The 25,529-nt window shown below is 66.8% G+C and carries 21 protein-coding genes; 12 read left to right on the forward strand and 9 right to left on the reverse strand.

All coding sequences use genetic code 11. From position 1 onward, the window contains the following. Positions 1-33 precede the first annotated feature (33 nt). Positions 34-1,470 carry a succinylglutamate-semialdehyde dehydrogenase gene (gene astD, locus SH591_RS04405; RefSeq protein ID WP_324750683.1) on the forward strand — a complete coding sequence of 479 codons (1,437 nt, stop codon included), beginning with the start codon at positions 34-36 and terminating at the stop codon, positions 1,468-1,470. Here astD and SH591_RS04410 read toward each other — a convergent pair whose 3' ends face one another. Further along, complete coding sequence (locus tag SH591_RS04410) at positions 1,471-2,994, reverse strand: replicative DNA helicase (RefSeq protein ID WP_324750684.1); 1,524 nt, start codon at positions 2,992-2,994, stop codon at positions 1,471-1,473. 95 nt (positions 2,995-3,089) lie between these two features. On the opposite strand from SH591_RS04410, the gene SH591_RS04415 reads away from it, so the two are divergent. Genes SH591_RS04415 through dcd form a run of 3 tightly spaced genes read left to right on the forward strand, consistent with a single transcriptional unit; the run spans position 3,090 to position 4,563 of the window. Further along, on the forward strand, positions 3,090-3,554 hold the full coding sequence (locus SH591_RS04415; protein ID WP_322832989.1) for a UPF0262 family protein: 465 nt from the start codon (positions 3,090-3,092) through the stop codon (positions 3,552-3,554). A 53-nt stretch (positions 3,555-3,607) separates the two neighbouring features. Beyond that, a complete protein-coding gene (locus tag SH591_RS04420; RefSeq protein WP_324750685.1) occupies positions 3,608-4,009 on the forward strand; it encodes a hypothetical protein in 402 nt (133 codons plus the stop codon). Further along, entirely contained in the window at positions 4,009-4,563 is a 555-nt protein-coding gene (gene dcd, locus SH591_RS04425) for a dCTP deaminase (RefSeq protein ID WP_322832987.1), read from the forward strand. Before SH591_RS04420 ends, dcd begins: the two co-directional genes overlap by 1 nt. Before the next feature lie 19 nt (positions 4,564-4,582). On the opposite strand, the gene SH591_RS04430 is transcribed toward dcd, so the two are convergent. The 3 genes from SH591_RS04430 to SH591_RS04440 all read right to left on the reverse strand — a co-directional run bounded on the left by SH591_RS04430 (position 4,583) and on the right by SH591_RS04440 (position 7,286). Further along, positions 4,583-6,094 carry an ATP-binding protein gene (locus SH591_RS04430; protein WP_324750686.1) on the reverse strand — a complete coding sequence of 504 codons (1,512 nt, stop codon included), beginning with the start codon at positions 6,092-6,094 and terminating at the stop codon, positions 4,583-4,585. Positions 6,095-6,187: 93 nt separating this feature from the next. After that, the gene (locus SH591_RS04435; protein WP_324750687.1) at positions 6,188-6,394 is read right to left on the reverse strand and encodes a hypothetical protein; all 207 of its coding nucleotides are present in this window, start codon (positions 6,392-6,394) and stop codon (positions 6,188-6,190) included. Between the two features lie 235 nt (positions 6,395-6,629). Further along, positions 6,630-7,286, reverse strand: coding sequence for a DUF6766 family protein (locus SH591_RS04440; protein ID WP_324750688.1), 657 nt, complete (start codon positions 7,284-7,286; stop codon positions 6,630-6,632). Between the two features lie 125 nt (positions 7,287-7,411). Between SH591_RS04440 and SH591_RS04445 the strand changes: the two genes are divergently transcribed. Further along, positions 7,412-8,644 carry a threonine synthase gene (locus tag SH591_RS04445; protein WP_324750689.1) on the forward strand — a complete coding sequence of 411 codons (1,233 nt, stop codon included), beginning with the start codon at positions 7,412-7,414 and terminating at the stop codon, positions 8,642-8,644. A 28-nt stretch (positions 8,645-8,672) separates the two neighbouring features. On the opposite strand, the gene SH591_RS04450 is transcribed toward SH591_RS04445, so the two are convergent. Beyond that, positions 8,673-11,021 (reverse strand): ribonuclease R family protein, encoded by a 2,349-nt coding sequence (locus tag SH591_RS04450; RefSeq protein ID WP_324750690.1) that lies wholly within the window; start codon positions 11,019-11,021, stop codon positions 8,673-8,675. A gap of 107 nt (positions 11,022-11,128) precedes the next feature. Next, entirely contained in the window at positions 11,129-12,475 is a 1,347-nt protein-coding gene (locus SH591_RS04455; RefSeq protein WP_324750691.1) for a M28 family metallopeptidase, read from the reverse strand. A 141-nt stretch (positions 12,476-12,616) separates the two neighbouring features. Here SH591_RS04455 and SH591_RS04460 point away from each other — a divergent pair, with 141 nt between their 5' ends. Together SH591_RS04460 and SH591_RS04465 are read left to right on the forward strand one after the other, a co-directional pair. Further along, on the forward strand, positions 12,617-13,495 hold the full coding sequence (locus SH591_RS04460) for an ABC transporter ATP-binding protein (protein WP_324750692.1): 879 nt from the start codon (positions 12,617-12,619) through the stop codon (positions 13,493-13,495). Positions 13,496-13,506: 11 nt separating this feature from the next. Beyond that, positions 13,507-17,091, forward strand: coding sequence for an ABC transporter permease/M1 family aminopeptidase (locus SH591_RS04465; RefSeq protein WP_324750693.1), 3,585 nt, complete (start codon positions 13,507-13,509; stop codon positions 17,089-17,091). Between the two features lie 111 nt (positions 17,092-17,202). On the opposite strand, the gene SH591_RS04470 is transcribed toward SH591_RS04465, so the two are convergent. Both SH591_RS04470 and SH591_RS04475 read right to left on the reverse strand, forming a co-directional pair. Next, the gene (locus SH591_RS04470) at positions 17,203-18,210 is read right to left on the reverse strand and encodes a fumarylacetoacetate hydrolase family protein (protein ID WP_324750694.1); all 1,008 of its coding nucleotides are present in this window, start codon (positions 18,208-18,210) and stop codon (positions 17,203-17,205) included. Positions 18,211-18,314: 104 nt separating this feature from the next. Then, entirely contained in the window at positions 18,315-19,199 is an 885-nt protein-coding gene (locus SH591_RS04475; protein WP_324750695.1) for a LysR family transcriptional regulator, read from the reverse strand. 106 nt (positions 19,200-19,305) lie between these two features. On the opposite strand from SH591_RS04475, the gene SH591_RS04480 reads away from it, so the two are divergent. Next, entirely contained in the window at positions 19,306-20,802 is a 1,497-nt protein-coding gene (locus SH591_RS04480) for a CoA-acylating methylmalonate-semialdehyde dehydrogenase (RefSeq protein ID WP_324751328.1), read from the forward strand. A gap of 100 nt (positions 20,803-20,902) precedes the next feature. Here the strand turns inward: SH591_RS04480 and SH591_RS04485 are convergent, their stop codons facing one another. Beyond that, on the reverse strand, positions 20,903-21,253 hold the full coding sequence (locus tag SH591_RS04485; RefSeq protein WP_324750696.1) for a GIY-YIG nuclease family protein: 351 nt from the start codon (positions 21,251-21,253) through the stop codon (positions 20,903-20,905). Between the two features lie 222 nt (positions 21,254-21,475). On the opposite strand from SH591_RS04485, the gene SH591_RS04490 reads away from it, so the two are divergent. From SH591_RS04490 to mmsB, 4 genes are all read left to right on the forward strand, one after another. Continuing rightward, positions 21,476-22,621, forward strand: coding sequence for an acyl-CoA dehydrogenase family protein (locus SH591_RS04490; RefSeq protein WP_324750697.1), 1,146 nt, complete (start codon positions 21,476-21,478; stop codon positions 22,619-22,621). Continuing rightward, entirely contained in the window at positions 22,618-23,676 is a 1,059-nt protein-coding gene (locus SH591_RS04495) for an enoyl-CoA hydratase/isomerase family protein (RefSeq protein WP_324750698.1), read from the forward strand. The genes SH591_RS04490 and SH591_RS04495 overlap by 4 nt, the downstream gene beginning before the upstream one ends. Further along, positions 23,676-24,449, forward strand: coding sequence for an enoyl-CoA hydratase (locus SH591_RS04500; RefSeq protein WP_324750699.1), 774 nt, complete (start codon positions 23,676-23,678; stop codon positions 24,447-24,449). Before SH591_RS04495 ends, SH591_RS04500 begins: the two co-directional genes overlap by 1 nt. 114 nt (positions 24,450-24,563) lie before the next feature. Beyond that, complete coding sequence (gene mmsB / locus SH591_RS04505) at positions 24,564-25,502, forward strand: 3-hydroxyisobutyrate dehydrogenase (protein WP_324750700.1); 939 nt, start codon at positions 24,564-24,566, stop codon at positions 25,500-25,502. Positions 25,503-25,529 lie beyond the last annotated feature (27 nt).

Raw genomic sequence — 25,529 nt, forward strand, 5'->3', positions numbered from 1 at the left:
GTTGGGGCTGCGGCCCAGGAGATTGGGAACCAGATGAGCGACATGCTGACCTCGACCGAACCGGCCACCGGCGCCGCGCTCTGGACCGGCGCCATCGGCGATGCCGACGCCGAGGTGACCGCAGCGCGCGCGGCCTGGGCAGGGTGGGCGTCGCGGCCGCTTGCGGTGCGATCCGAGACGCTGCGCCGCTTCGCCAACGTCGTCCGCCAGAACAAGGACAAGTTCGCGGATCTGATCGCACGCGAAACGGGCAAGCCTCTATGGGAAGCCGGCACCGAGGTCGATTCGGTGATCAACAAGGTGGACATCTCGATCGCCGCTTATTCCGAACGCACGTCGCAGCGGAGGCTGGAAGGCGCGCTCGGCGCGCGGGTCGCGGTCCGGCACAAGCCGCACGGCGTGCTGGCGGTATTGGGGCCGTATAATTTCCCGGCCCACCTGCCCAACGGCCATATCGTTCCGGCCCTGCTCGCCGGCAATGCGGTGGTGTTCAAGCCATCGGAGAAGACGCCGGCCGTGGGCGAGATGCTGGTCAAGCTGTTCCACGAGGCGGGCGTGCCCGAAGGCGTGCTGCGCTGCCTGCAGGGCGGGCCCGACACCGGCCGCGCGCTCGCCGGCCATCCCGGGCTCGACGGCCTGCTCTTCACCGGGTCTGCCCGGGCGGGCCTGTCGCTGCACCGCCAGTTTTCCGAGACGCCGGAGAAGATCCTCGCGCTCGAGCTCGGCGGCAACAATCCCCTGGTCGTGTGGGACGCGCCCGACGTGCACGCGGCCGCGACGATCGCAGTCCAATCTGCTTTCATGAGCGCCGGCCAGCGCTGCACTGCAGCGCGGCGGCTGATCGTCAAGGACGGCGCGCACGAGGAACTGGTCGGCACGATCGTCAAGCTCGCCGAGCGCCTGATCGTCGACCAGCCGCACGCCAGTCCGGCGCCGTTCATGGGCCCGGTGATCGACAACCAGGCCGCCGATCAGCTCCAGGAGGCCTTCCTCGACCTGATGATGAAGGGCGGCAGGCCGCTGAAGCATCTCGATCGCCCGTACGACGACCGGCCGTTCCTCACCCCGGCGGTGATCGACGTCACCGACGTGAGCCAGCGGCCCGACGCCGAATTGTTCGGCCCCGTGCTGCAGGTGATCCGCGTGCCCGATTTCGACGCCGCATTGGCCGAGGCCAATGCGACCCGCTACGGCCTCGCTGCCTCCCTGGTGGGCGGCAGCCCGGAGCTTTACGATCGCTTCTGGGCCAACATCCGGTCGGGCGTCGTCAATTGGAACAAGCCCACCAACGGCGCCCCGTCGAACGCGCCGTTCGGCGGCGTCGGTGTCAGCGGCAACCACCGCCCGAGCGCTTATTATGCCGCCGATTATTGCGCCTATCCGGTAACCAGCTCCGAGGCGGAGACGGCACGGGCGTCGATCGGCGTCGGCCTGCGCGACGCCGCCAGCGCGAGCACGCCGATCGTCTGATCAGCCGCCGCGCACTTCCGGCAGATAGTGATCCTCGATCAGGTCCGAGAAGCGGGTGATCTTGGCGTCGAACTTCAACGTCACGGTGCCGGTGGCGCCGTGGCGCTGCTTGGCGATGATCAGTTCGGCCTTGCCGTGCGCCTCGCCCATCGCGCGCTGCCATTCGTCGAAGGCGGCGATCGTCGAGGCGTCGTCCCCGGCATCGGCCGAAGCCTCCTTGGGCTTGGCGAAATTGATGTAATATTCCTCGCGATAGACGAACAGGACGATGTCGGCGTCCTGCTCGATCGAGCCGGATTCGCGAAGGTCGGAGAGCTGCGGGCGCTTGTTCTCGCGGCTCTCGACCTGACGGCTGAGCTGCGAGAGCGCCATCACCGGCACGTTCAGTTCCTTGGCGAGCGTCTTCAAACCTCGCGAAATCTCCGAAATTTCCTGGACGCGATTGTCCTGGCCCCCCTTGCCCGAGCCCTGCAGCAACTGGAGATAGTCTACCACGATGAAGCCGATGTCGCGCTGGCGCTTCAGCCGGCGGGCGCGGGTGCGCAGGGCGGCTATGGTGAGGCCGGGCGTGTCGTCGATATAGAGCGGAAGGTTCTCGAGCTCGGCCGCGGCGCGGGCGAGGTTGCGGAAATCCTGCTGGCTGATCTTGCCCATGCGCAGGCTCTCGCCGCTGATCCCGGAGGCTTCGGCGAGAATGCGGGTGGCGAGCTGGTCGGCCGACATTTCGAGGCTGAAGAAGGCGACCGGCGCTCCCACCGACTTGGACGGCTCGAGCCCATCCTCGAGGTCGCGGATGTAGCGCGACGCCGTGTTGTAGGCGATGTTGGTGGCGAGCGAGGTCTTGCCCATGCCGGGGCGGCCGGCGAGGATCAGAAGGTCCGAATGGTGGAGACCGCCGGTGCGGGCGTTGAAGCTTTCGAGGCCGGTGGTGAGGCCGGAGAGGCCGCCGCCGGTGTTGAGCGCCTTTTCGGCGAGCTGCACGGCGAGCTTCGTCGCCTGGGCGAAGCTCTTGACTGAGCCCTCACCGCCGCCTTCCTCGGCGACGCGGTAGAGCGCGCTCTCCGCGGCCTCGATCTGGGCGAGCGGATTGACCTCCTCGCTGGTGTCGAGTGCCTGCTCGACCATCTCGCGGCCGACGCCGATCAGGGCGCGCAGCAGAGCGAGCTCGTAAATCTGCTCGGCAAAATCGCGGGCGCCGATGATCGCGGCGCCGCCGCCGGTGAGCTGGGCGAGATAGGCCGGGCCGCCGAGCTCCTTCATCTCCTCGTCCTGCTCGAACAGGGGGCGCAGCGTGACCGGGCTCGCGATCATGTTGCGGTCGATGAGCTTCAGGATGTTCTCGTAGATGCGGGCGTGTAGCGGCTCGTAGAAATGGTCCGGCCGCAGCTTCATCTGAATGTCTTCGGCCAGCCGGTTGTCGATCATCAACGCACCGAGCAGGGCGGCCTCGGCCTCCACATTCTGCGGAAGGGCCGCTGCGGCATCGGCAGCCGGGGTCTCGATCAACGTAAGGGGATTCAACATAACGCCTTGTCGCCCGTTCGGCGGGCGGCCTCAAGGCACATTAAGTCTGGGGATAGGGTGTGGATAAGCCTTGCTGCACCCGCTAACAAGCTTTCATGGGCGAGCCGCGCATCATCGACATCGAGCTGGACGACCGCACGATCCTGTGGCGCAACGCCGACGTGGAGCAGGAGCGGAAGATCGCGATCTTCGACCTGCTCGAGGCCAATCATTTCGCGCCCACCGGCCATGAGGGGCCCTTCAGGATCATGCTGCGGGTCGAGGACAACCGGCTCGCCATCGACCTCAGGGACCAGCAGGGCGCGCCGCTGGAGACGATCCGGCTCGGCCTCGCCCGTTTCCGCCGCCCGATCCGCGACTATTTCGCGATCTGCGATTCCTACTTCAAGGCGGTGCGGTCGGATTCGCCGCACGGCATCGAGACCGTCGACATGGCGCGGCGCGCGATCCACAACGAGGCCGCCGAACTCCTCCAGGAATGCCTCGAAGACCGGATCGACATGGACTTCGACACGGCCCGGCGGCTGTTCACCCTGATCTGCATGCTGCATATCAAATGAAGCCGCGCGCGGGGGCTTGCCCTCCCGCTTCATTCCCGCGAAAGCTCGCGCTCATGAAGCCACTCCTCATTCTCGGCCTGGCCGCGCTTGCCGGCTGCGCGGCCAACGGCCCCGCGCCGTTCGCAGCAGTGAAAAACGTCCGCTACAACGCTATCGGCCACGATCCGTTCTGGATCGTCGCGGTCGGCGACGACAAGGTCGTGTTGACGCTCGGTCCCGCCGGCGGCCGCGCCGACGGCGAACTCGAGAGCTTCGCCTATCCGCGGCCGCTGCCGCGCGAGGCGGACGGAGTGCGCCGCTGGGAATCGGGCGAAGGAACACAGGTAATCACGATCGAAGCGCGCAAGGCGGCATGCCAGGCAGGCGGCCGCTCCTATCCGGACAAGGTGAAAGTCTCGCTCAGCGGCCGGGTGCTGCAGGGCTGCGGCGGCCGCGAGCAGGGAGCGCGCGGCTAATGGCAGTGATGGCCGACCGCTGGATTCGCGAGCGCGCGCTCCAGGACGGAATGATCGAACCCTTCGTCGACCGCCAGAAGCGCGAAGGCTGCATCAGCTACGGCCTGTCAAGCTACGGCTACGACGCGCGCGTATCGGACGAGTTCAAGATCTTCACCAATGTCGACAGCGCCATCGTCGATCCCAAGGACTTCGCGGCGAACAGCTTCGTCGACCGCAAGACCGACTGCTGCATCATCCCGCCCAACAGCTTCGCGCTGGCGCGGACGGTCGAATATTTCCGGGTGCCACGCGACGTGCTGGTGATCTGCCTCGGCAAATCGACCTATGCCCGCTGCGGCATCATCGTGAACGTGACCCCGCTCGAGCCGGGCTGGGAAGGCCATGTCACGCTGGAATTCTCCAACACGACCCCCCTTCCCGCCAAGGTCTACGCCAACGAAGGCGCGTGCCAGTTCCTGTTCCTTCAGGGCAACGAGCCGTGCGAGGTCAGCTACGCCGACCGCGCCGGCAAATATATGGGCCAGCGCGGAGTGACCCTGCCGAAGCTGTGAAGGCGCGCAGCGCCGGCCTTTAGAGGAGCAGCCCGCTCCGCGGGGCGGCGCGCTTGGCCTTGGCCGGATCGGCTTCGGCGGCGGAGGCGGCGGTGGTCCAGCCGAGCTGGGGAATGCTGATCTGGCGCTTGCCGGTGAGGTCGATGCGCACGACGATCGTCCCGCGCTCCTCCATGTAATTGAGCAGCCGTCGCGCCCGATTGGCGGAGCTGGTGCCGTAGATCGCCGCCAGATCGGAATCGGCCGGGCATTCCTCTTCGTCCTTGGCGGCGCGCGCGATGGTGAGGAACACGCCGAGCATGTCCTCGGGCAGGCCCACCGCAATCTCCATCGCCTCGTCCCAGCCTTCCTCACCCTCGCGGTAGAGGCCGGCCCGCGCCATGCCGAGGCGGCGGCGGAAAGCGGCGAGATCGAGGCCGGGATCGTTCAATCGGTGCATGCGGCAGCGGAGCAGAAAATCCTGGAACAGGATCGCGGCCGACTGGAAGGCGGCGGCCGGATCGCCGACGATCTCGCGCAGCACGGTCTCGATCACGCGGTCGCGCTCGTCGGGGTCCATGGCCGGTGCCGCGGGCTGCGGCGTCGCCGGCGTCATCACCGGATGGCTGAGGCTGCGGATCAGCTCCTCGGCGGCGACCGGGCTGGGGCGCGGCGGCGCGGGCGGCGGTGGCGGAGCCTCCTCGGCGGGCGCGAACAGCAGGCTCTGCATATCCTCGCCATTGGTCTGCGGGAGCGGCACCAGCTTGGGGCTGCCGCTGCGCGCCGCGGTCTTCACGTCGCCGATCTTCACCGACACCGGCCGTCGCGACAGCGCCGGGCCGAGCGCCAGGAAATGGCCGCGCTGGAGATCGCGTATCTGCTCGGCCTGCTTGCGCTCCATGCCGAGCAGATCGGAGGCGCGCGCCATGTCGATATCGAGGAAGGTGCGTCCCATCAGGAAGTTCGACGCCTCGGCGGCAACGTTCTTGGCGAGCTTGGCGAGGCGCTGGGTGGCGATGACGCCGGCAAGGCCGCGCTTGCGGCCGCGGCACATCAGATTTGTCATCGCGCCGAGCGACAGGCGGCGGGCTTCGTCCGAGACCTCGCCCGCGGCCGACGGCGCGAACACCTGCGCCTCGTCGACCACGACCAGGGCCGGATACCAATGGTCGCGATGGGCGTCGAACAGGGCGTTGAGGAAGGCTGCGGCGCAGCGCATCTGCTGGTCCATCTCGAGCCCTTCGAGGCTGAGCACGACCGAGGCGCGATGCTCGCGGATGCGCGTGGCCAGGCGGGCGATCTCGGTTAGGCTGTAGTCGGTCGCCTCGATCGCGGTGTGGCCGAATGCGGAAAGGGTAACGAAATCGCCCTCGGGATCGATCACCACCTGCTGGACGAGGCCGGCGCTGCCCTCGAGCATGCGGCGCAGGAGATGCGACTTGCCGGAGCCGCTATTGCCCTGAACGAGGAGGCGGGTCGCCAGCAGCTCCTCCAGGTCCATGCCTACGGCCTTGCCGGCGGCGTCCACCCCCATGTCGATCTGTACGCTCACGCCTTGCCTTTGAACGCCTTAGCGCGCGGGAAGCAAGATGGGACGGACCCCTAAAGGGGTGCTTTTCTGGGGATGGAATCGGTGCGCGGCGATTCAGCCGGCGAGGCGATGGCCGGAAACCGACTGGAGAACGGGCGCGCGGCGGAAGGGCGGCCACGGCTCGCCGAGCCCGCGGGCGCGATATTCGGCGGCGGCGGCAAGGTGACGGCGGCGCTCGGCAGGATCGGCGGCGCGGTCGGCAAGATAGAGCGCACCCTGGCGCAGGCGCGCATAATGGATGAAATCGTCTTGCTGCTGCATCAGGGTCTCCGCGACTGCCGGACGGCGCCGATAAACCAAGAACGTACTGATCTCGCAGCGGTTCCAAGGCGGAGGCCGGAGTGGGATTGTTACGGCAAGCGGCGGCCGGCGGCTTCTTCGTTACGGCGCCGACGGCTATACTGGCGGGACGACTCAGAAACCACTGGTCGCTCCCTTGTGCCCACTCCGTAGCGATCCTCCTACGCCCCGGTTTCGGGGCGTTTTGTTGTGCGCGTCAGCTGCCGGTGTGACTGTGCGGAGCGGCCACCGGCTTCGATTCCGGCGATTCGCGCTGGCGCAGGTAGATCGACAGCACGACCAGCACCGCCGTCGAAAGAAACTCGCTCTGCCAGTTCTGGAAGCTCTCGAACCACAATTGCGGGTCGCCGAGATATTCCATGACGCTCATCGCCGGCTCGCCGTGCCGGCGCGCCTCCTCGGCGGCGGCCAGGGCGCTGTACCGCCAGTGCATCACGAACGAGGCGACGAACATCGCGAACAGCACGATCCCGAGCGAACGGGCATAGAGCCAGCGCGCCAATGCGCCCGCGCGCAGGGCCGCCGGGGCGTCGGGGCGCTGGCCCTGGGCCGCGAGATTGGCGTCGCGCGGGGGCGAATCCGGGTCCTTCGATTCGGAGGAGCCGCGTTGGATGAGGATGGCGGTCAGCATGACATAGGCCGACATCTGCAGGAACTCGCTCTCCCAATTTTCGAACACGGTAGAGAGGAATTCGTCGTCGGTCGCGTAAGCGAACAAGGTGATCGCTTCACGGCCGTGACGGGCGAGATCCTCGTTCTCGACATACCAGCCCATCACCCAGTGGCCGAGGATGCTGGCGAGAAACAGCAACATCAACGCGATAGTAAGGCCATTGTCCCGCAGCACGCGCACGATCCGGTCTCCTTATTGTTTCGGAAGCGAAAACCCCGTCGGACGGCTTCGTTCCCCGCCCGGGCATTTGCAGCGGCACGCTACTGCTGTAGCGGACGATCTCCCCGCCCCTTCAGGAACCCTGCATGGCCCTCTGGAACGACAATCTCACCGCCGACCGACCGACCTTCGTCAGTCATCTCGAATGTTCGATCACCGGCGAGCGTTACGAGGCCGACCGGCTGCACGGCCTGTCACGGGCCGGACGGCCGCTGCTGGTGCGCTACGATCTCGACGGGGTGCGGCAGGCGCTGAGCAAGGACGCAGTGACGCAGCGGCCCGCCGATTTCTGGCGCTGGCGCGAACTGCTGCCGGTGCGGGACAAGGCGAATATCGTCAGCCTGGGCGAGAATGCGACGCCGCTCATCCCGCTGCCGCGCTCGGGCGGCGCGCAGGTGCTGGTCAAGGATGAGGGCCGGCTGCCGACCGGATCGTTCAAGGCGCGCGGCATCGCCATGGCGGTGGCGATGGCCAAGGAACTGGGCGTGACGCGGATCGCGATGCCGACCAACGGCAATGCGGGCGCCGCGCTCGCGGCCTATGCCAGCCGCGCCGGGATCGAGACGGTCGTGCTCTGCCCGGACGACACGCCCGAGATCAACGTGCGCGAGATCGCGCAGCAGGGCGCGCGCGTCTATCGCGTCAACGGCCTGATCGACGATTGCGGCAAGATCGTCGGCGAAGGCGCGGCCGCGGGCCACTGGTTCGACATGTCGACGCTGAAGGAGCCGTACCGGATCGAGGGCAAAAAGACGATGGGGCTGGAACTGGCCGAGCAGCTCGACTGGCAGCTTCCCGACGTCATCTTCTACCCGACCGGCGGGGGCACCGGGCTGATCGGCATGTGGAAGGCGTTCGCCGAATTGGAGGCGCTCGGCTTCATCGGCTCCGAGCGGCCGCGCATGGTGGCGGTACAGGCCGAGGGCTGCGCGCCGATCGTCAAGGCATGGGCCGAAGGCGAAGAGCATGCGCCGCGGTGGGAGGACGCCCACACGATCGCGGCCGGCATCCGCGTGCCGCGCGCGGTCGGCGACTTCCTGATCATCCGCGCGGTGCGAGAGAGCGAAGGCTTCGGCATCACCGTTTCCGATGAGGCGATCGCGCAGGCGGTGGACGATGCCGCGCGCGAGGACGGCCTGCTGCTCTGCCCGGAGGGCGGCGCGACCCTGGCGGCCTATCGTAAGGCGCTGGCGGAGGGACTGGTTTCGGCGGGCGACCGCGCGGTGCTGTTCAACTGCGCCACCGGCCTCAAATATCCGATGCCGGACCGCTCGCGCACGCTCGACCGCCACGCTGCGATCGATCTCGCGGCGCTCTGAGCGGAGCCGCCGGCCCAACAGCTAGGCTTTAGCTCTTGCGGCCTTGGTGACGGACGTTGCCGGGGCGGCCGCGCTTGCCCTGCATGTACGGCTTCTTGTCGTCCTTGGGCTTACGGCTGCGCCGGCCGTCGCGGAACGTGCGGCGGTCGCTGGTGCCGGCCGGCGTGTCGGGCAGCTCGAAGCGCAGGCCGCCGGTGATCGGATTGGCCTCGACCAGCCGCAGGGTCAGCCGCTGGCCCGACGCGAACGTGACCTGCGTATCGTCGCCGACCAGGGTCTGGCTGGACTCGTCGTAACGGAAGTAATCGCTGCCCAGCGTCGAGACAGGGACGAGGCCGTCACCGCCGAGGCCCTCGACCGTCGCGAAGAATCCGAACGGCTGGACGCCGGTGATGCGCGTCTCGACCAGCTCTCCGACCCGCTCCGAGAGGTAGGCGGCGACATAGCGGTCGATCGTCTCGCGCTCGGCCTCCATCGCGCGCCGCTCGAGTTGCGAGATGAGCTCGCCGGTGACCTCCATCGCCTCGGCCTCGCCGTCGGTGAGTCCGGTTTCGCGCGTTTCCGGCCCGAGCCCGTAGGCGCGGACCAGCGAGCGATGGACGACGAGGTCGGCATAGCGGCGGATTGGGCTGGTGAAATGGGCGTAGGAGCCGAGCGCCAGGCCGAAATGGCCGTGATTTTCCGGCCCGTAATAAGCCTGGGTCTGGGTGCGGAGGATCTGCTCCATGATCTGCGGGCGGAAGTCCGCCTCGCCGATCCGCTCGATGATGCGGTTGAAGGTGGACGGGCGCACGACCTGGCCGAGCGCGAACTCGACCTCGAACGTCTTCAGATAATCCTTGAGCGCGACCAGTTTCTCGCGGCTCGGCGGCTCGTGGTCGCGGTACATGACCGGCGCCTTTTTCGCCTCCAGCGCCTTGGCGGCGGCGACGTTGGCGGCGATCATATAATCCTCGATGAGCTTGTGCGCATCGAGCCGCTCGCGCGGCGCCACCGAGAGGATGCGGCCCTTCTCGTCGAGCAGCACCCGGCGCTCGGGCAGATCGAGATCGAGCGGCTCGCGCTTCGCCCGCGCGGCATAGAGCGCGCGCCAGCACGCCCAGAGCGGCTTCAGCGTCGATTCGACGATCTCCGGAGCGACCGGTGCGTCGGGCAGGTTCATGTCGGCTTCGGAGAAGCTGCACGGGCTCGAGGCGACCTCCACCGCTTCCTCGATCCCCTTCCCTTCGGCGAGATCGATCGCGGCCTGGGCGTCCTCATAGGCGATGTTGGCGGCGATGCGGACGCGGGCGCGGGTGAAGCGCCACGTCTTGAGCTGGCCGTCGCGGCCGACCTGCAGGTGGCACACCATCGCCGCGCGGTCCTCGCCTTGCTTCAAGGAGCAGACATGGGCGCTCAGCGTCTCGGGCAGCATCGGCACGACGCGATCGGGGAAATAGACGCTATTGCCGCGCCGCCGCGCCTCCTTGTCGAGCGCCGAGCCGGGACGGACGTAGAAGCTGACGTCGGCGATGGCGACGATCGCCTTCCAGCCGCCGGGATTGGCGGGATCGTCGTCAGGCGCGGCCCAGACCGCGTCGTCATGATCGCGCGCGTCGGCAGGGTCGATCGCGACGATCGGGATCTGGGTCAAATCCTCGCGCTCGCCGAGCTGCTGGCCGGCGATGCGCTCGGCCTCCTCCAGCACATGCTCGGGAAATTCGTGCGGGATGCCGTGCTTGTGGATCGCGATCAGGCTGAAGCTGCGCGGCGCGAAGGGATCGCCGAGGATGTCGGTGACTCGGGCCGAGAGGCGCGGCGGGCGGCCGGTCTTCTCGGCCAGCACGAGGTCGCCGACCTCGGCCTTGCCCTTGTCGGAGATCGGCAGTTCGCGCCGCTCGCGCTTGTCGACCGGGCGCAGCCAGAAGCTCTCCCCTTCCTGGTGGACGACGCCGAGGACGAGCTCGCTGCCCTTGAGCAATTTCTTCATTGGATGGGCGATGATTCCGGCGCCCTTCTCCTCGGTGCGGGCGAGCACGCGGTCGCCGACGCCGAGCGCGCCCTTGCGGCCGCGCTCCTGGAGGCGGATGCGCGGCTCCGGCGTGTCGCTCTCCCAGCGCTCGGGCAGCGCCCAGGCAGTGCCGCTCTCGTCGATGTCGACGACGCGCAGCACGGTGACCTTGGGCACGCCCATCTTGTGGAAGGCGCGGCCGGGAGCGCTGTCGATCAGGCCCTCGTCGCCCATGTCGCGCAGCAGGTGCTTCAGCGCGATCTTCTCATTGCCGGCGAGGCCGAAGGCGCGCGCGATCTCGCGCTTGCCGGCCGGCGTTTCGGAGGTCTCGATGAATTCGAGGATCTGTTCGCGGCTGGGAAGGCCGGGTGTGTGCTTACGTGCCATGAGACTAAAACCCGTCACGCTGAACTTGTTTCAGCATCCATGAACACGAAAAGCGTTCAACCCGTCCCTTCCCTGTTCGCGGCCCCGGATCAAGCCCGGGGCGACGATCACTTGGCCGGAGGCGTGTAGGGTCGGAACGCGCCGCCGGGCACCGCGGAGGCGACCGGGCTCTCATAACCGTCGGCCGAGACCGACGACATGCCGAACACCCAGTCGTCGATGCGGATGCCCTTCAGCACATGGCTTGTACCGCCAGCGGGCACGCGGATGCTTTCCTGCCAATTCGCGGCGTCGGTCGGGCGCCAGCGGATCAGATAGGCTGCCGCGCCGGGCACCGGCTTCCAGCTCAAAGTCGTGTCCGGCTTCACCGCGCCTTCGACCGTCGGCTCGGGCGGCATCGGCGCGCGCGCCAGCGCCGCCAGGGCAGCGACGTTGAACTTGGTCGAGCGCTCGAAATAATCGAAGTCGATGCCCTCGATCACGTCGCCATAGGCGATGCCGTTCTCGGTGCGCAGATCCTGGTGCTGGCGATTGTAATTCTCCAGCGCCTCGGTGATCCGCACGCCCGGGAAGCCGGCATTCAGGAACTCGCTATGGTCGCCGCCGCGGCCGAAGCGGTCGTTGCGCCAGATCTGGCGGACGTCGAGACCGAACGGAAGCGTGTCGGCGAAACTGTCGAGCCAGCGCGAGAGGTTGCGCGAAGGCGAGTCGTTCTCGCCGCTAAGCCGGCGCACGAGCGCGAGATATTCGGGATTGGCGGCGTCGGCGCGGATGCCTTCGGAGAAGACGCGGATGTGGCGACTGTCGCGGGTGCCGTCCTGCCCCTCGGTGTTGCCGATCATGTCGTTGTTCAGATTGGCGACGATCTGCCAGCCCTGCGCCTTGGCATAGGCCGCCAGGATCTTCGCGCCGACCAGCCCCTGCTCCTCGCCGGCGAGCGGCGCATAGACGATCGTGCCGGGGAATTTGTGCTTCGAGAGCACGCGCGCCGCCTCGATCACCGCGGCCGTACCGGAACCGTCGTCATTGGCGCCCGGGGAATCGGAGGCGGCGTTCATCACGTCGGTGACGCGGCTGTCGATATGGCCGGTGATGACGACGACGCGCTTGGGATCGGTGGTGCCGCGCTGGATCGCGATCACATTCTGGACGCGGCTCGGGTTGGGGATGCGCGGGCCGGTGACCGTGTCTGCGACGGTCACGATCTCGAGGCAGTTCCCGCAGGCCTTCGAATAGCGGCGGAACTCCTGCTCGGTCCATTTCTGCGCCGCGACGATACCGCGCCTGGGATCGGACGGATCAGACAGAGTGTGGCGCGTCCCGAAGCTCACCAGCCTCTCGATATTGGCGCGGAGATTTTCGGCCTTCACGTCGTCGGCGATCGCAACCGGCGAGACCGGCGCAGCGGCGAGGAGGACGGGGCTGAGGGCGAGCAGCAGGGCGAGCTTTTTCATGCGCCCTGGGATGCCTTCCCGGACGGGCTCTTGGCAACAGGCGAATATCGTGGAAGGCTTCCGAGCGGAGAGCTGCTTTACACAGATAACACAGTGTGGCACGACCGCGGCCGAAACGATCTCCGGGGGACGGACAGAAATATGCTCGAGCTCAACGATGTCAGTCACGTTTACGCCAACGGGACTCGCGCCCTCGACCATGTGAGCCTGTCGATCCCGCGCGGCATGTATGGCCTGCTCGGGCCCAATGGCGCCGGCAAGTCGACACTGATGCGGACGATCGCGACTCTGCAGAGCCCGACCGAGGGCAGCATCCGCTTCGGCGACATCGACGTGATCGCCGAGCCCGAGCGGCTGCGGCGGACGCTCGGCTATCTGCCCCAGGATTTCGGCGTCTATCCGCGCGTCTCGGCTTACGACATGCTCGACCATATGGCGGTGCTGAAGGGCGTCGCGTCGGCGAGCGACCGCAAGGCGACGGTCGAGGGCCTGCTCCACCAGGTCAATCTGTGGGGCGTGCGCAAGAAGGCGCTAGCCGGCTTTTCGGGCGGCATGCGCCAGCGCTTCGGCATCGCCCAGGCGCTGATCGGCAACCCCGAACTGATCATCGTCGACGAGCCGACCGCGGGCCTCGACCCGGAAGAGCGCAACCGCTTCCTCAACCTGCTCGCCGAGATCGGCGAGAATGTGGTGGTGATCCTTTCGACCCATATCGTCGAGGACGTCGCAGATTTGTGCCCGCGCATGGCGGTGCTGACCGGCGGCCGCATCCAGCTCGAGGGCGCGCCGATCGAGCTCATCCAGTCGACCAAGGGCCGGATCTGGATGAAGGTGATCGATCGCTCCGAGCTCGAGACCTACAAGGGCTCGTATGAAGTGATCTCGACCCGGCTGTTCGCCGGCCGCACCGTGATCCACATCCTGGCCGACCAGGACCCCGGCAACGGCTTCGCCTCGACCGAGGGCGGCCTCGAAGACGTCTATTTCTCGACGCTCGCGCAATCGCGCCGCGCGGCCTGAGGAGGACGATCATGTTCGCGAGGATCGCCGGATTCGAGCTCCGCTACCAGCTCCGCAACCCCGTCTTCTGGGTGACGGCGGGCATCTTCTTCCTGCTCACCTTCGGCGCGATGACGATCGACCAGATCCAGATGGGCGACGGCGGCAACGTCCATAAGAACGCGTCCTATGCGACGCTGGAAAAGCATCTGATCCTGTCGCTGTTCTTCATGTTCGTGACGACGGCATTCGTCTCCAACGTTGTGGTGCGCGACGACGATACCGGCTTCGGGCCGATCGTCCGGTCCACCCGGATCACCAAGTTCGATTACCTGATCGGCCGCTTCACCGGCGCGTTCCTGGCGGCCGCTTTGTGCTTCGTGGCGGTGCCGCTGGCGATCTGGTTCGGTTCGCTGATGCCGTGGGTCGACCCCGAGACGCTCGGGCCCAACCGGCTCGAAGTCTATGCCTATGCCTATTTCGTGCTGGCGCTGCCCAACATCCTGATCACGTCGGCGATCTTCTTCGCGCTGGCGACGGTCACCCGCTCGATGATGACGACCTATGTCGGCGTGGTTGCCTTCCTGGTCGTCTATTTCGTCGGCAACATGCTGGTCCGGGACCAGCCCGAGATCGAGCCCACGGTCGCGCTGGCCGAGCCGTTCGGCGTACGCGCCATCAGCCTTGTCACCCGCTACTGGACCGCCGCCGAGCGCAACGTGATGCTGCCCGATTTGGGCGGCCCGCTGCTCGCCAACCGCCTGCTCTGGATCGGCATCTCGATGCTGTTCCTCGCGCTTGCCTACGCCGGCTACCGCTTTGCCGACAAGGGCATGTCCAAGAAGAAGGCGAAGAAGCAGAAGCTGGCCGAGCAGAGCCTGGCCGAGCCGCACGCCGCGCGCACCGAGCCGCTGCCGCCGGCGCGGCACGGCGCAGCTTCCGCCCGCGCCCAGCTTTCGGCCCGCACCCGCTTCGAGATGAAGCAGGTCTTCAAGAGCCCGGCCTTCCTGGTGCTGATCGCGCTCGGCCTGTTCAACTCGATCACCGCTTTGTGGATGGGCGGCGACCTGTTCGGAACCCCGACCATACCGGTGACGCGGGCGCTGATTCCCCTGCTCCAGGGCACATTCTCGATCATCCCGATCATCATCGCGATCTATTATGCGGGCGAGCTCGTGTGGCGGGAACGCGATCGCAAGATGCACGAGATCATCGATGCGACGCCGCTACCGAACTGGGCCTATGTCGTGCCCAAGACGATGGCCGTGTCGCTGGTGCTGCTCGCCTCGCTGGCGATCAGTGTCGTCGCGGCCATCTTGGTCCAACTGCTCAAGGGGCACAGCGATCTGGAGCTCGGCAAATATTTGCTCTGGTATATCCTGCCCATCGGCTTCGATCTGATCGTGCTCGCGGCGCTGGCGGTATTCGTCCAGGCGCTCAGCCCGAACAAATATGCCGGCTGGGGCATCATGGTGCTCTACATCATCATGACGATCGTCGCGGCGAACCTCGGGCTCGAGCATAACCTCTACGTCTACGGACAGGCGCCGCAGGTCGTCTATTCGGACATGAACGGCGCCGGCAGCTTCTGGGAAGGCGCCTGGTGGTTTAGGCTCTACTGGGGCGCCATCGCTTTGCTGCTGCTCGTCGCCGCGCACCTCCTGTGGCGGCGCGGCACCGAGACCAGGCTGAAGCCACGGCTGCAGCGGGCGCCGGCCCGCCTGCGCGGCACGCCCGGCCTGCTCGCCGGCGCCGGCTTGGCCGTCGCTCTGCTGACCGGGGGCTGGATCTTCTACAACACCAATATCCTCAACGAATATCGCACTCAGGACGACCGCAACCGCTTCTTCGCCGATTACGAGAAGAAGTATCTCGCCTACGAAAAGCTGCCGCAGCCGACCATCTCGGACGTTAAGCTCGATGTGGCCATCTTCCCGGAGGAGCGGCGGGTGGCGGTGAAGGGGCAGTATCTGCTCGCCAATCTGACCGATAAGCCGATCCGCGACGTCCATGTCCGCAACGTCGACCAGGATGTCGAATTGCTGTCGGTCAATTTCCCCGGCGCCAGGCTTGCCAGCCACGACGAGGATTTCGGATACCGAATCTACCGGCTCGACCGGCCGATGGCGCCGGGCGAGACGCGCAGCCTGTCGTTCGAGACGCGGCGCGGGCAAAACGGCTTCCGCAATTCGGGCGACGACACCAAGGTCGTCGAGAACGGCACCTTCCTGAACAATATGGAGTTCGCGCCCGCGATCGGCATGGACCGCATGGTCCTGCTCCGCGAGCGCAGCACCCGTCGTAAATATGACCTGCCGGCGGAACTGCGCCCGGCCAAACTCGAGGATCTCTCGGCAACCGCGAAAAGCTATTTCGGCAGCGGCTGGTCGAAGGCGGACATCATTGTCTCCACAGCCGCCGACCAGGTGCCGATCGCGCCCGGCAAGAAGGTGTCGGACGTCACCCGGGACGGCCGCCGCACCGCGCGCTTCGTGTCCGATGCGCCGATCCTGACCTTCTTCTCGGTCCAGTCGGCGCGTTATGCCGAGAAGCACCGCCAGCATGCGGGAGTCGACCTGGCGGTCTATTACCATCCCGACCATCACTGGAACGTGGACCGGATGTTGAGCGCGCTTCAGTCGTCGCTCGATTATTATCAGGCCAATTTCGGGCCCTATCAGTTCGAGCAGGCGCGGATCCTGGAGTTCCCGGCCTATGCCCAGTTCGCGCAGGCCTTCGCCAACACCATGCCCTATTCGGAATCGATCGGTTTCGTCGCCGACAACCGCGATCCGGAATCCATCGACTATGTCACCTACGTGACCGCGCACGAACTGGGGCACCAATATTGGGCGCATCAGGTGATCGGGGCAGACATGCAGGGCGGCACGATGCTCTCCGAGACGCTCGCCCAATATTCGGCGCTGATGGTGATGAAGAAGCTCTATGGCGAGGACAAGATCCGCCGCTTCCTCAAATATGAGCTCGACCGCTATTTGCGCGAGCGAGGCGGCGAGGCGGTCGAGGAACTGCCGCTCGCGCGCGTCGAGAACCAGCCCTACATCCATTACCGCAAGGGGTCGCTGGCGATGTACCTGCTACAGGAGCGGCTCGGCGAGGATGCGGTGAACCGCGCCCTGCGCTCGCTGCTCGACCGCTACAAGTTCAAGGGCGCGCCCTACCCGCGGTCGCTCGACCTCATCCAGGCGCTGCGCAAGGAGGCGAAGACGGCCGAAGACCAGGCGCTGATCACCGACCTGTTCGAGCGCATCACCCTGTTCGACCTCAAGGCGTCCGAGCCCAAGGCGGTGAAGCGCGCCGACGGCAAGTGGGACGTGACAGTCACCGTCGAGGCGAAGAAATTCTACGCCGACGGCGAGGGCACGGAGACCGAGGCGAAGCTCGCCGACCGCATCCCGATCGGCCTGTTCACCGCCGAGCCGGGCCGCGGCGCTTTCGACCGCAGGAACGTGCTGCTGATGGAAAAGCAGTCGGTGCGCAGCGGCAAGCAGAGCTTCCGCTTCGTCACCGACCGCAAGCCGACCCACGCAGGCGTCGATCCGTACAATTTCTACATCGACCGCAATTCGGACGACAATGTCGCCGCCGTGAGCTGACGGGGCGTCGGCCTCTTACGGCCGCGCTCCCGTCATCCCGGCGGAGGCCGGGATCCCGGGACGAGGTTGCACCAGGCATTGCGGAGGCCCCGGCCTGCGCCGGGGCGACGGTTACGCCGCCACCACTTCCTGCTCGATCGTTCCGAAGATCGGGTGGCCGTGCTCGTCCTCCATCCAGATGCGGACGGTGTCGCCGGGCTTGAGGAAGGGCGTGGCGGGAGCGCCGTCGAGGATCGTCTCGACCATCCGCACTTCGGCGAGGCAGGAATAGCCCCGCCCGCCGCGCGCGACCGGCTTGCCGGGGCCGCCGTCCGCGTCGCGGTTGGAGACCGTGCCCGAGCCGATCATCGAGCCCGCGCCCAAATTCCGCGTCTTGGCCAGGTGCGCGACGAGGATGCCGAAATCGAAGGTCATGTCCTCGCCGGCTTCGGCGCGGCCGAAAGGCTCGCCGTTCAAGTCGACCTTGAGGGCGCCGAGCAGCTTGCCGCTTTGCCAGCGGTCGCCGAGCTCGTCGGGCGTGACGAACACTGGCGACAGCGCGGAGGCGGGCTTGGACTGGACGAAGCCGAAGCCCTTGGCGAGCTCGGCCGGGATGAGATTGCGCAGGGAGACGTCGTTGACCAGCCCGACCAGGCGGATGTGGCCGAGCGCCTCTTCCGGGCTCACGCCGCGCGGCACGTCGCCGGTGACGACGACCACCTCGGCCTCGAGGTCGCAGCCCCAGGTCTCGTCGGCGAGCGGGATCGGATCGCGCGCGCCGAGGAATTCGTCGGACCCGCCCTGGTACATGAGCGGATCGGTCCAGAAGCTCTCGGGAAGCTCGGCGCCGCGCGCTTTGCGGACCAGCTCGACATGGTTCACATAGGCCGAGCCGTCGGCCCACTGATAGGCGCGCGGCAACGGCGCGGCGGCATCGCGCTCGTGGAAGCGCATCATCGGGATCGCCTCATGGGCGAGATCGGTGGCGAGAAGCTCGAGCTGCGGCGCGTGCCTTTCCCAATCGTCGAGCGCGGCCTGGAGGGTGGGCGCGATATGGGTCGCATCGGCGCACCAGGCGAGGTCGTGGCTCACCACCACGAGGCGCCCGTCGCGGCCGGACTTCAGCGATGCAAGCTTCATTCGTCTCTCCCATCACCCGGGTTGGACCCGGGGCCATTGAACATCGGCGTGTCGTCACGCCCTCTTCCGTGTTCGTGCAGGCCGGATCAAGCCCGGCAAGACGATTAGGCGCCCAGAAGCCGCGGCTGGCGGGCGCCGACCAACTCGGTGAGCCAGGCGACGAACGCCTCGACGCGGGGGAGCTGGCGGGTGTCGGCATGGGTGACGAGCCAGAAGGAGCGCGTTACCGCGATGTCGTCGAGCACGCGGACCAGCCCGGCATCGGCGTCGCCGATGAAGCAGGGCAGGACGGCGATGCCCGCGCCCGACGCGACGAGGCGATATTGGGCGTTGATGCTGGTGCTGCGGATGCGCGGCTCGAGGGCGGGTGCAATTTCGGCAAGATAGCGCAATTCGGGTGCGTAGAGCAGGTCCGGCACATAGCCGATCAGGGCATGGCCGCGCAGCGCCTCGACGCCGTCGACCGGGCCGTGCGTATCGAGGTAGGAACGGGCGGCGTAGAGGCGCAGCCGGTAATCGGTGAGCTTGCGCGTGAAGAGCGGACCCTTGCGCGGGCGGGCGAGCAGGATCGCCACGTCGGCCTCGCGCCGCGACGGATTGAGAAAGCCGCTGCTGGCGACGAGATCGATGCGGAGCCGCGGATGGGCGGCGGCGAAGCTCTCGAGATGGTGGGCGACGAACCAGGTGCCGAACCCTTCCGAGACGCTGACCCGGATCGAGCCGGCGAGGCCGTGCCCGGCCTCTGGGCCCGCCTCGATCGCGCGCATCTCGCGTTCCACGGCCTCGGCCTTGACCAGCAAGCGCTCGCCGGCCTCGGTCAGCGCCTGGCCTTCCTGGGTCTGCTCGAACAGGCTCTGACCCAGCGCTTTCTCGAGCCGCCGCAACCGCCGACCGACCGTGGTGGCGTCGACGCCGAGCCCGGACGCGGCGCGGCTGAGCTGCCCGGCGCGCGCGACGGCGAGGAAATGGCGCAGGTCGTCCCATTGCATCCGCCTGCATTATTGCAGTCACGGGCTGCATGTCTATCGCTTGCCTTGCACCGATGGTGAGGCTCATAGCAGCCGCACTTGGAGAGACGGACAGGACAGGATGACCATGCGGAACATCGATCATTTCATCGGCGGCGCGGCCTTCGCCTCGGGCGAGCGGCAGGGCGACGTCTTCGATCCGAACAATGGCAGGGTGCAGGCCAAGGTCCGGCTCGGCACGTCGGCCGATCTCGACAAGGCAGTGAAGATCGCGCTCGAGGCGCAACACGGCTGGGCCGCGACCAACCCGCAGCGGCGCGCCCGCGTGATGTTCAACTTCAAGGCCTTGGTCGAGAAGAATATCGACGAACTGGCGCTTTTGCTCGCCTCCGAGCATGGCAAGGTCATCGCCGACGCCAAGGGCGACGTGCAGCGCGGCCTCGACGTGATCGAATTCGCCTGCGGCATCCCGCACGCGCTGAAGGGCGAATATACCCAGGGCGCCGGCCCTGGCATCGACGTCTATTCGATGCGCCAGCCTTTGGGCGTGGTCGCCGGCATCACTCCGTTCAACTTCCCGGCGATGATCCCGATGTGGATGTTCGGCGTCGCGATCGCGGTCGGCAACGCCTTCATCCTGAAGCCGTCCGAGCGCGATCCCAGCGTGCCGGTGCGGCTCGCCGAGCTGATGATCGAGGCCGGCCTGCCCCAGGGGATACTCCAGGTCGTCCACGGCGACAAGGAGATGGTCGACGCGATCCTCGACCATGAGGACATCAAGGCGGTGAGCTTCGTCGGATCGTCCGACATCGCCCATTATGTCTACCGCCGCGGCGTTGCCGCCGGCAAGCGCGTCCAGGCGATGGGCGGCGCCAAGAATCACGGCATCGTCATGCCCGACGCCGACCTCGACCAGGTCGTAAACGACCTCACCGGCGCCGCCTTCGGCTCGGCTGGCGAGCGTTGCATGGCCCTTCCCGTCGTGGTCCCCGTGGGCGAGAAGACCGCCAACGAATTGCGCGAGGCGCTGCTGCCCGCGATCGCCAAGCTGCGCGTCGGCATCTCGACTGACGCCGAGGCGCATTACGGCCCGGTGGTGAACGCCGCCCACAAGCAGAAGGTCGAGAATTACATCCAGATGGGCGTCGACGAAGGCGCCGAACTGGTCGTCGACGGCCGCGGCTTCACGCTGCAGGGGCACGAGAACGGCTTCTTCGTCGGTCCGACCCTGTTCGACCACGTCAAGCCGAACATGCAGACCTACCAGGAGGAGATTTTCGGGCCGGTCCTGCAGATCGTCCGCGCCGACAGCTTCGAGGAGGCGGTGCGCCTGCCGAGCGAGCATCAATATGGCAACGGCGTCGCCATCTTCACCCGCAACGGCCACGCCGCCCGCGAGTTCGCCGCGCGCGTCAATGTCGGCATGGTCGGCATCAACGTGCCGATCCCGGTGCCGGTCGCTTATCACAGCTTCGGCGGTTGGAAGCGCTCGGCGTTCGGCGACATCAACCAGCACGGCATGGAAGGCGTCCGCTTCTGGACCAAGACCAAGACCATCACCCAGCGCTGGCCCGACGGATCGGCGACGGGCGAGAACGCGTTCGTCATTCCGACCATGGGGTGACGACGCGGCGGCGGTCGTTCGCACCGTCATCCTGACGAAAGTCAGGACCTATGAACACGATCGCGCAGAAAGGTCGCGGGCCGTTTTCATGGGTCCCGGATCAAGTCCGGGATGACGGGTGTGACGGCGTCAGCGTTGCGGGATGGGGCGGGATCGGTTCGAAGCCGAGCTCTATCGCCCGGTCCTCCCATAAGGGGTTGTCCTGTTCGATGAGTGCGATCTTCCAGGCGCGGCGCCAGTTCTTGAGCTGTTTCTCACGGGAGATCGCCGCAGCCATGTCGTCAAACATTTCGAAGTGGATCAGACGCCCGACACGATATTCGGCGGTGAAGCCTTTCGTAGCGCCGGTGCGATGTTGATGGAGCCGCGCCATCAGGTCGGCGGTTACGCCGATATAGAGCGTGCCGTGACGCCGGCTCGCCAGGACGTAGACGCACGGCTGCTTGGGCATATTCGGATGATGGCGCTTTCATGGATGTCGAAGCAACATTTTCGTCATTCTGACGAAAATCAGGGGCTGTGAACGCGATGGTACGGAATTGCCGCGGATGTGTTCATGGGTCCCGGGTCAAGCCCGGGATGACGCTGTGCGGGGCGCTGACCTCGAGCAAAATTCTCGCAAACCGCGTTCAAGGATGCTGAATCAAGTTCGGCATGACGTTATGGGACAGATATGACCACCCAGTTCGACCTTACCGACGAGCAGCGCCAGATCCAGGAGATGGCGCAGCAATTCACCGCCGACGCGATCACGCCGCACGCCGCGGAGTGGGACGAGAAGCATATCTTCCCGCGCGACACGATCCGCGCCGCGGCCGAGCTCGGCTTCGGCTCGATCTACGTGTCCGAGGAATCGGGCGGGATCGGGCTGGGCCGGCTCGAATCGGCCCTGATCATGGAGGCGATGGCCTATGGCTGCCCCTCCACCTCGGCCTTCATCTCGATCCACAATATGGCGAGCTGGATGATCGACCGGTTCGGCGCGGCCGCAGTCAAGCAGAAGTATCTGCCGTCGATGGTGACGATGGAGCAGATGGGCTCCTACTGCCTGACCGAGCCCTCGTCGGGGTCGGACGCGGCGGCGCTCAAGACCAAGGCAGTGAGGCAAGGCGACCATTATGTCGTCTCCGGCTCCAAGGCGTTCATCTCGGGCGGCGGTGAGAACGAGATCTACGTCACCATGGTCCGCACCGGCGAGGAGGGACCCAAGGGCATCTCCTGCCTGGTCATCGAGAAGGACATGCCGGGCGTCAGCTTCGGCGCGCAGGAGAAGAAGCTCGGCTGGCATTCGCAGCCGACCGCCCAGGTCAATTTCGACGAGGTCCGCGTGCCGGTCGAGAATCTGGTCGGCGGCGAAGGTGAAGGCTTTCGCATCGCGATGATGGGCCTCGACGGCGGCCGGCTCAATATCGGCGCCTGCAGCCTCGGCGGTGCCCAGCGCGCGCTCGACGAAGCAGTGCGCTACACCAAGGAGCGCAAGCAGTTCGGCCAGGCGATCGCCGACTTCCAGGCCACTCAGTTCACGCTCGCCGACATGGAGACGGAGCTGCAGGCGGCGCGCACCCTGCTCTACGCCGCCGCCGCCAAGGTCACCGCCAACGCGCCCGACAAGACCCGCTTCGCGGCGATGGCCAAGCGCCTCGCCACCGACACCGGCTCGAGTGTCGTCGACCGCGCGCTGCAGCTTCACGGCGGCTACGGCTATCTCCAGGATTATCCGATCGAGCGCTTCTGGCGCGATCTCCGCGTCCACTCGATCCTTGAAGGGACCAACCAGGTTATGCGCATGATCGTCGCCCGGGATATGCTGCGCCAATGAGCGACATCGTCACCCAGATCGAGGGCAAGGTCGGCCGTATCCGCCTCAACCGCCCGAAGGCGATCCACGCTTTGACCAAGGACATGTGCAGCGCGATGATCGCCGCCCTGGTCGAATGGCGCGCCGACCCGTCCGTGCAGGCGGTGCTGATCGACCATATGGAGGGCCGCGGTTTCTGCGCTGGCGGCGACGTCCGCATGCTCGCCGAAAGCGGATCGAGCGACGGCGCCGATGCGCGCGCCTTCTTCCACGAGGAATATCGGCTCAACCATCTCCTCTTCACCTACGCCAAGCCGGTGGTCGCCTTCATGGACGGCATCACCATGGGCGGCGGCGTCGGCATCTCCCAGCCCGCCAAATATCGCGTCGCGACCGAGAATACCCGCTTCGCCATGCCCGAGACCGCGATCGGCCTGTTCCCGGACGTCGGCGGCGGCTGGTATCTCTCGCGCCTGCCCGGCCGGGTCGGCCAGTTCCTGGCGTTGACCGGCGCCCGGCTCGACGGCGCCGAGAGCCACTATCTCGGTCTCGCCACCCATTTTATTCCGCACGCCAAGCTCGACGAGGTGAAGGAGCGGATCGCCGAACATCCCGAGCGGATCGAGGGCATATTGGGCGCGGCCGGAGTGACCCCGCCGGCGGCAAAGATCGCCGACAATCTGGTCCACATCAACAAGACCTTCGCGGCGGACCGGCTCGAGGACATCCTCGCCGCGCTCGAAGCGGACAGTTCCGACTGGGCCGAGACCGAGCTGGCGACCTTGCGCTCGAAGAGCCCGCAGGCGTGCAAGGTCTCACTCCGCCTCCTTTCCGACGGCGCGCGCATGAACGATTTCGCCGACGAGATGCGCCAGGAATATGCGGTGGCGGCCCGTGTCGTGCAGCGGCCCGACTTCGCCGAGGGTGTGCGCGCGGTGCTGATCGACAAGGACAATGCGCCGCGCTGGAATCCGGCCGAACCCGAAGGCGTCACCGATCATATGATCGATACGATCTTCGCGCCGATGCCCGCGGGCGAGGAATGGACGCCGCTTTCCGTCGATGGAGCCAAATAGTGAATTACGAGAACATCCTGGTCGAGCAGCGTGGCGCGGTCACGCTGATCACGCTCAACCGGCGCAAGGCCTTGAACGCGCTCAACACCGCCGTGCTCGGCGAGCTGATCCACGCCTTCGCCGCTTTTGATGCCGATGACAGCCAGCATTGCGCCGTGCTGACCGGCAGCGAGAAGGCATTCGCCGCCGGCGCCGACATCAAGGAGATGGAGAGCCAGGGCTTTGCCAGCATGTACGGCTCCAACTTCTTCGCCGGCTGGGAGAAGGTAACGGCGACGCGCAAGCCGTGGATCGCCGCGGTCGCGGGATACGCGCTTGGCGGCGGCTGCGAGGTCGCGATGATGGCCGACTTCATCATCGCCGCCGACAATGCCCAGTTCGGCCAGCCCGAGATCAAGCTCGGCGTGACGCCGGGCATGGGCGGATCGCAGCGGCTGACGCTTGCGATCGGCAAGGCCAAGGCGATGGAGATGTGCCTCACCGGCCGCATGATGGGCGCCGAGGAAGCCGAGCGCGCAGGCCTCGTCGCGCGCGTCGTTCCGGCCGAAAGCCTGCTCGAGGAAGCGCTGAAGACGGCCGCGACGATCGCCGGGATGGCGCCGCTGGCCGCGATCGCGACCAAGGAGCAGGTCAACGCCGCATTCGAGATGCCTCTCGCGCAGGGGATCGTGTTCGAGCGCCGCCTGTTCCACGGCCTGTTCGGCACCGAGGACCAGAAGGAAGGCATGGCCGCGTTCGTCGCCAAGCGGAAAGCGGAGTGGATGGGGCGCTGACGCCGCCGTCATCCCGGCGGAAGCCGGGACCCAGGAACACCGACCGCGACAATCCGGCTCTGCCCGTGGGCATGGGTGCCGGATCAAGTCCGGCATGACGATTGGAGGAAAGACATGGCACGTGTAGCATTTATCGGGCTCGGCAATATGGGCGGCGGGATGGCCGCGAACCTCGCCAAGGCGGGCCATGACGTGCGCGCCTTCGACCTCTCCGCCGAGGCGCTTGCCAAGGCCGAGAAGGCCGGCTGCATGCCCGCGGCGACCGCCGCCGAAGCGGTCGCCGGCGTCGAGGCGGTGATCACCATGCTGCCCGCCGGCAAGCATGTCCGCGACGTCTATGAGGGCAGCGTGCTGGGCGAAGCGCCGACCACCGCGATCCTGATCGACTGCTCTACGATCGACGTTTCCACTGCGCGCGAGGAGATCGAGAAGGCGCAGGGCCGCGGCTATGCGATGGTCGACGCGCCGGTCTCGGGCGGCATCGCCGCGGCCGAGGGCGGCACGCTCACCTTCATGGTCGGCGGCACCGGGGACGCGTTCGAGCGCGCCCGGCCCTATCTCGACATCATGGGCAAGGCCGTGATCCATGCCGGCGGACCCGGCGCCGGCCAGGCCGCCAAGATCTGCAACAACATGCTCCTCGGCGCCTCGATGGTCGCGACCTGCGAGACCTTCGTGCTCGCCCAGAAGCTCGGCCTCGACCCGCAGACATTCTTCGACATTTCGAGCCAGGCTTCCGGCCAGAACTGGTCGATGACCAGCTATTGCCCGCTGCCCGGCGTCGGCCCGGAGACGCCCGCCGACCGCAATTATGAAGGCGGCTTCGCAGCAGCTTTGATGCTGAAGGATCTCCGCCTTGCGATGGAGGCGGCGCAGAGCGTCGACGCCTACACGCCGATGGGCAGCCATGCCGAGAGCCTCTACGCGCGCTTCGCCGACCGCGGCGGATCGGCCAAGGATTTCTCCGCGATCATCAAGATGATCGACGACAGCTGGCAGGCGCCTGCGGGTTCCCCGGTGCCGGCTCCGCCCGTCACCCAGATCGACGAATAACCGCTTCGATTCCATCATCTTGTGCGA

Origin of the sequence: Sphingomonas sp. LY54, assembly GCF_035594035.1 — a bacterium.
GTDB lineage: Bacteria > Pseudomonadota > Alphaproteobacteria > Sphingomonadales > Sphingomonadaceae > Allosphingosinicella.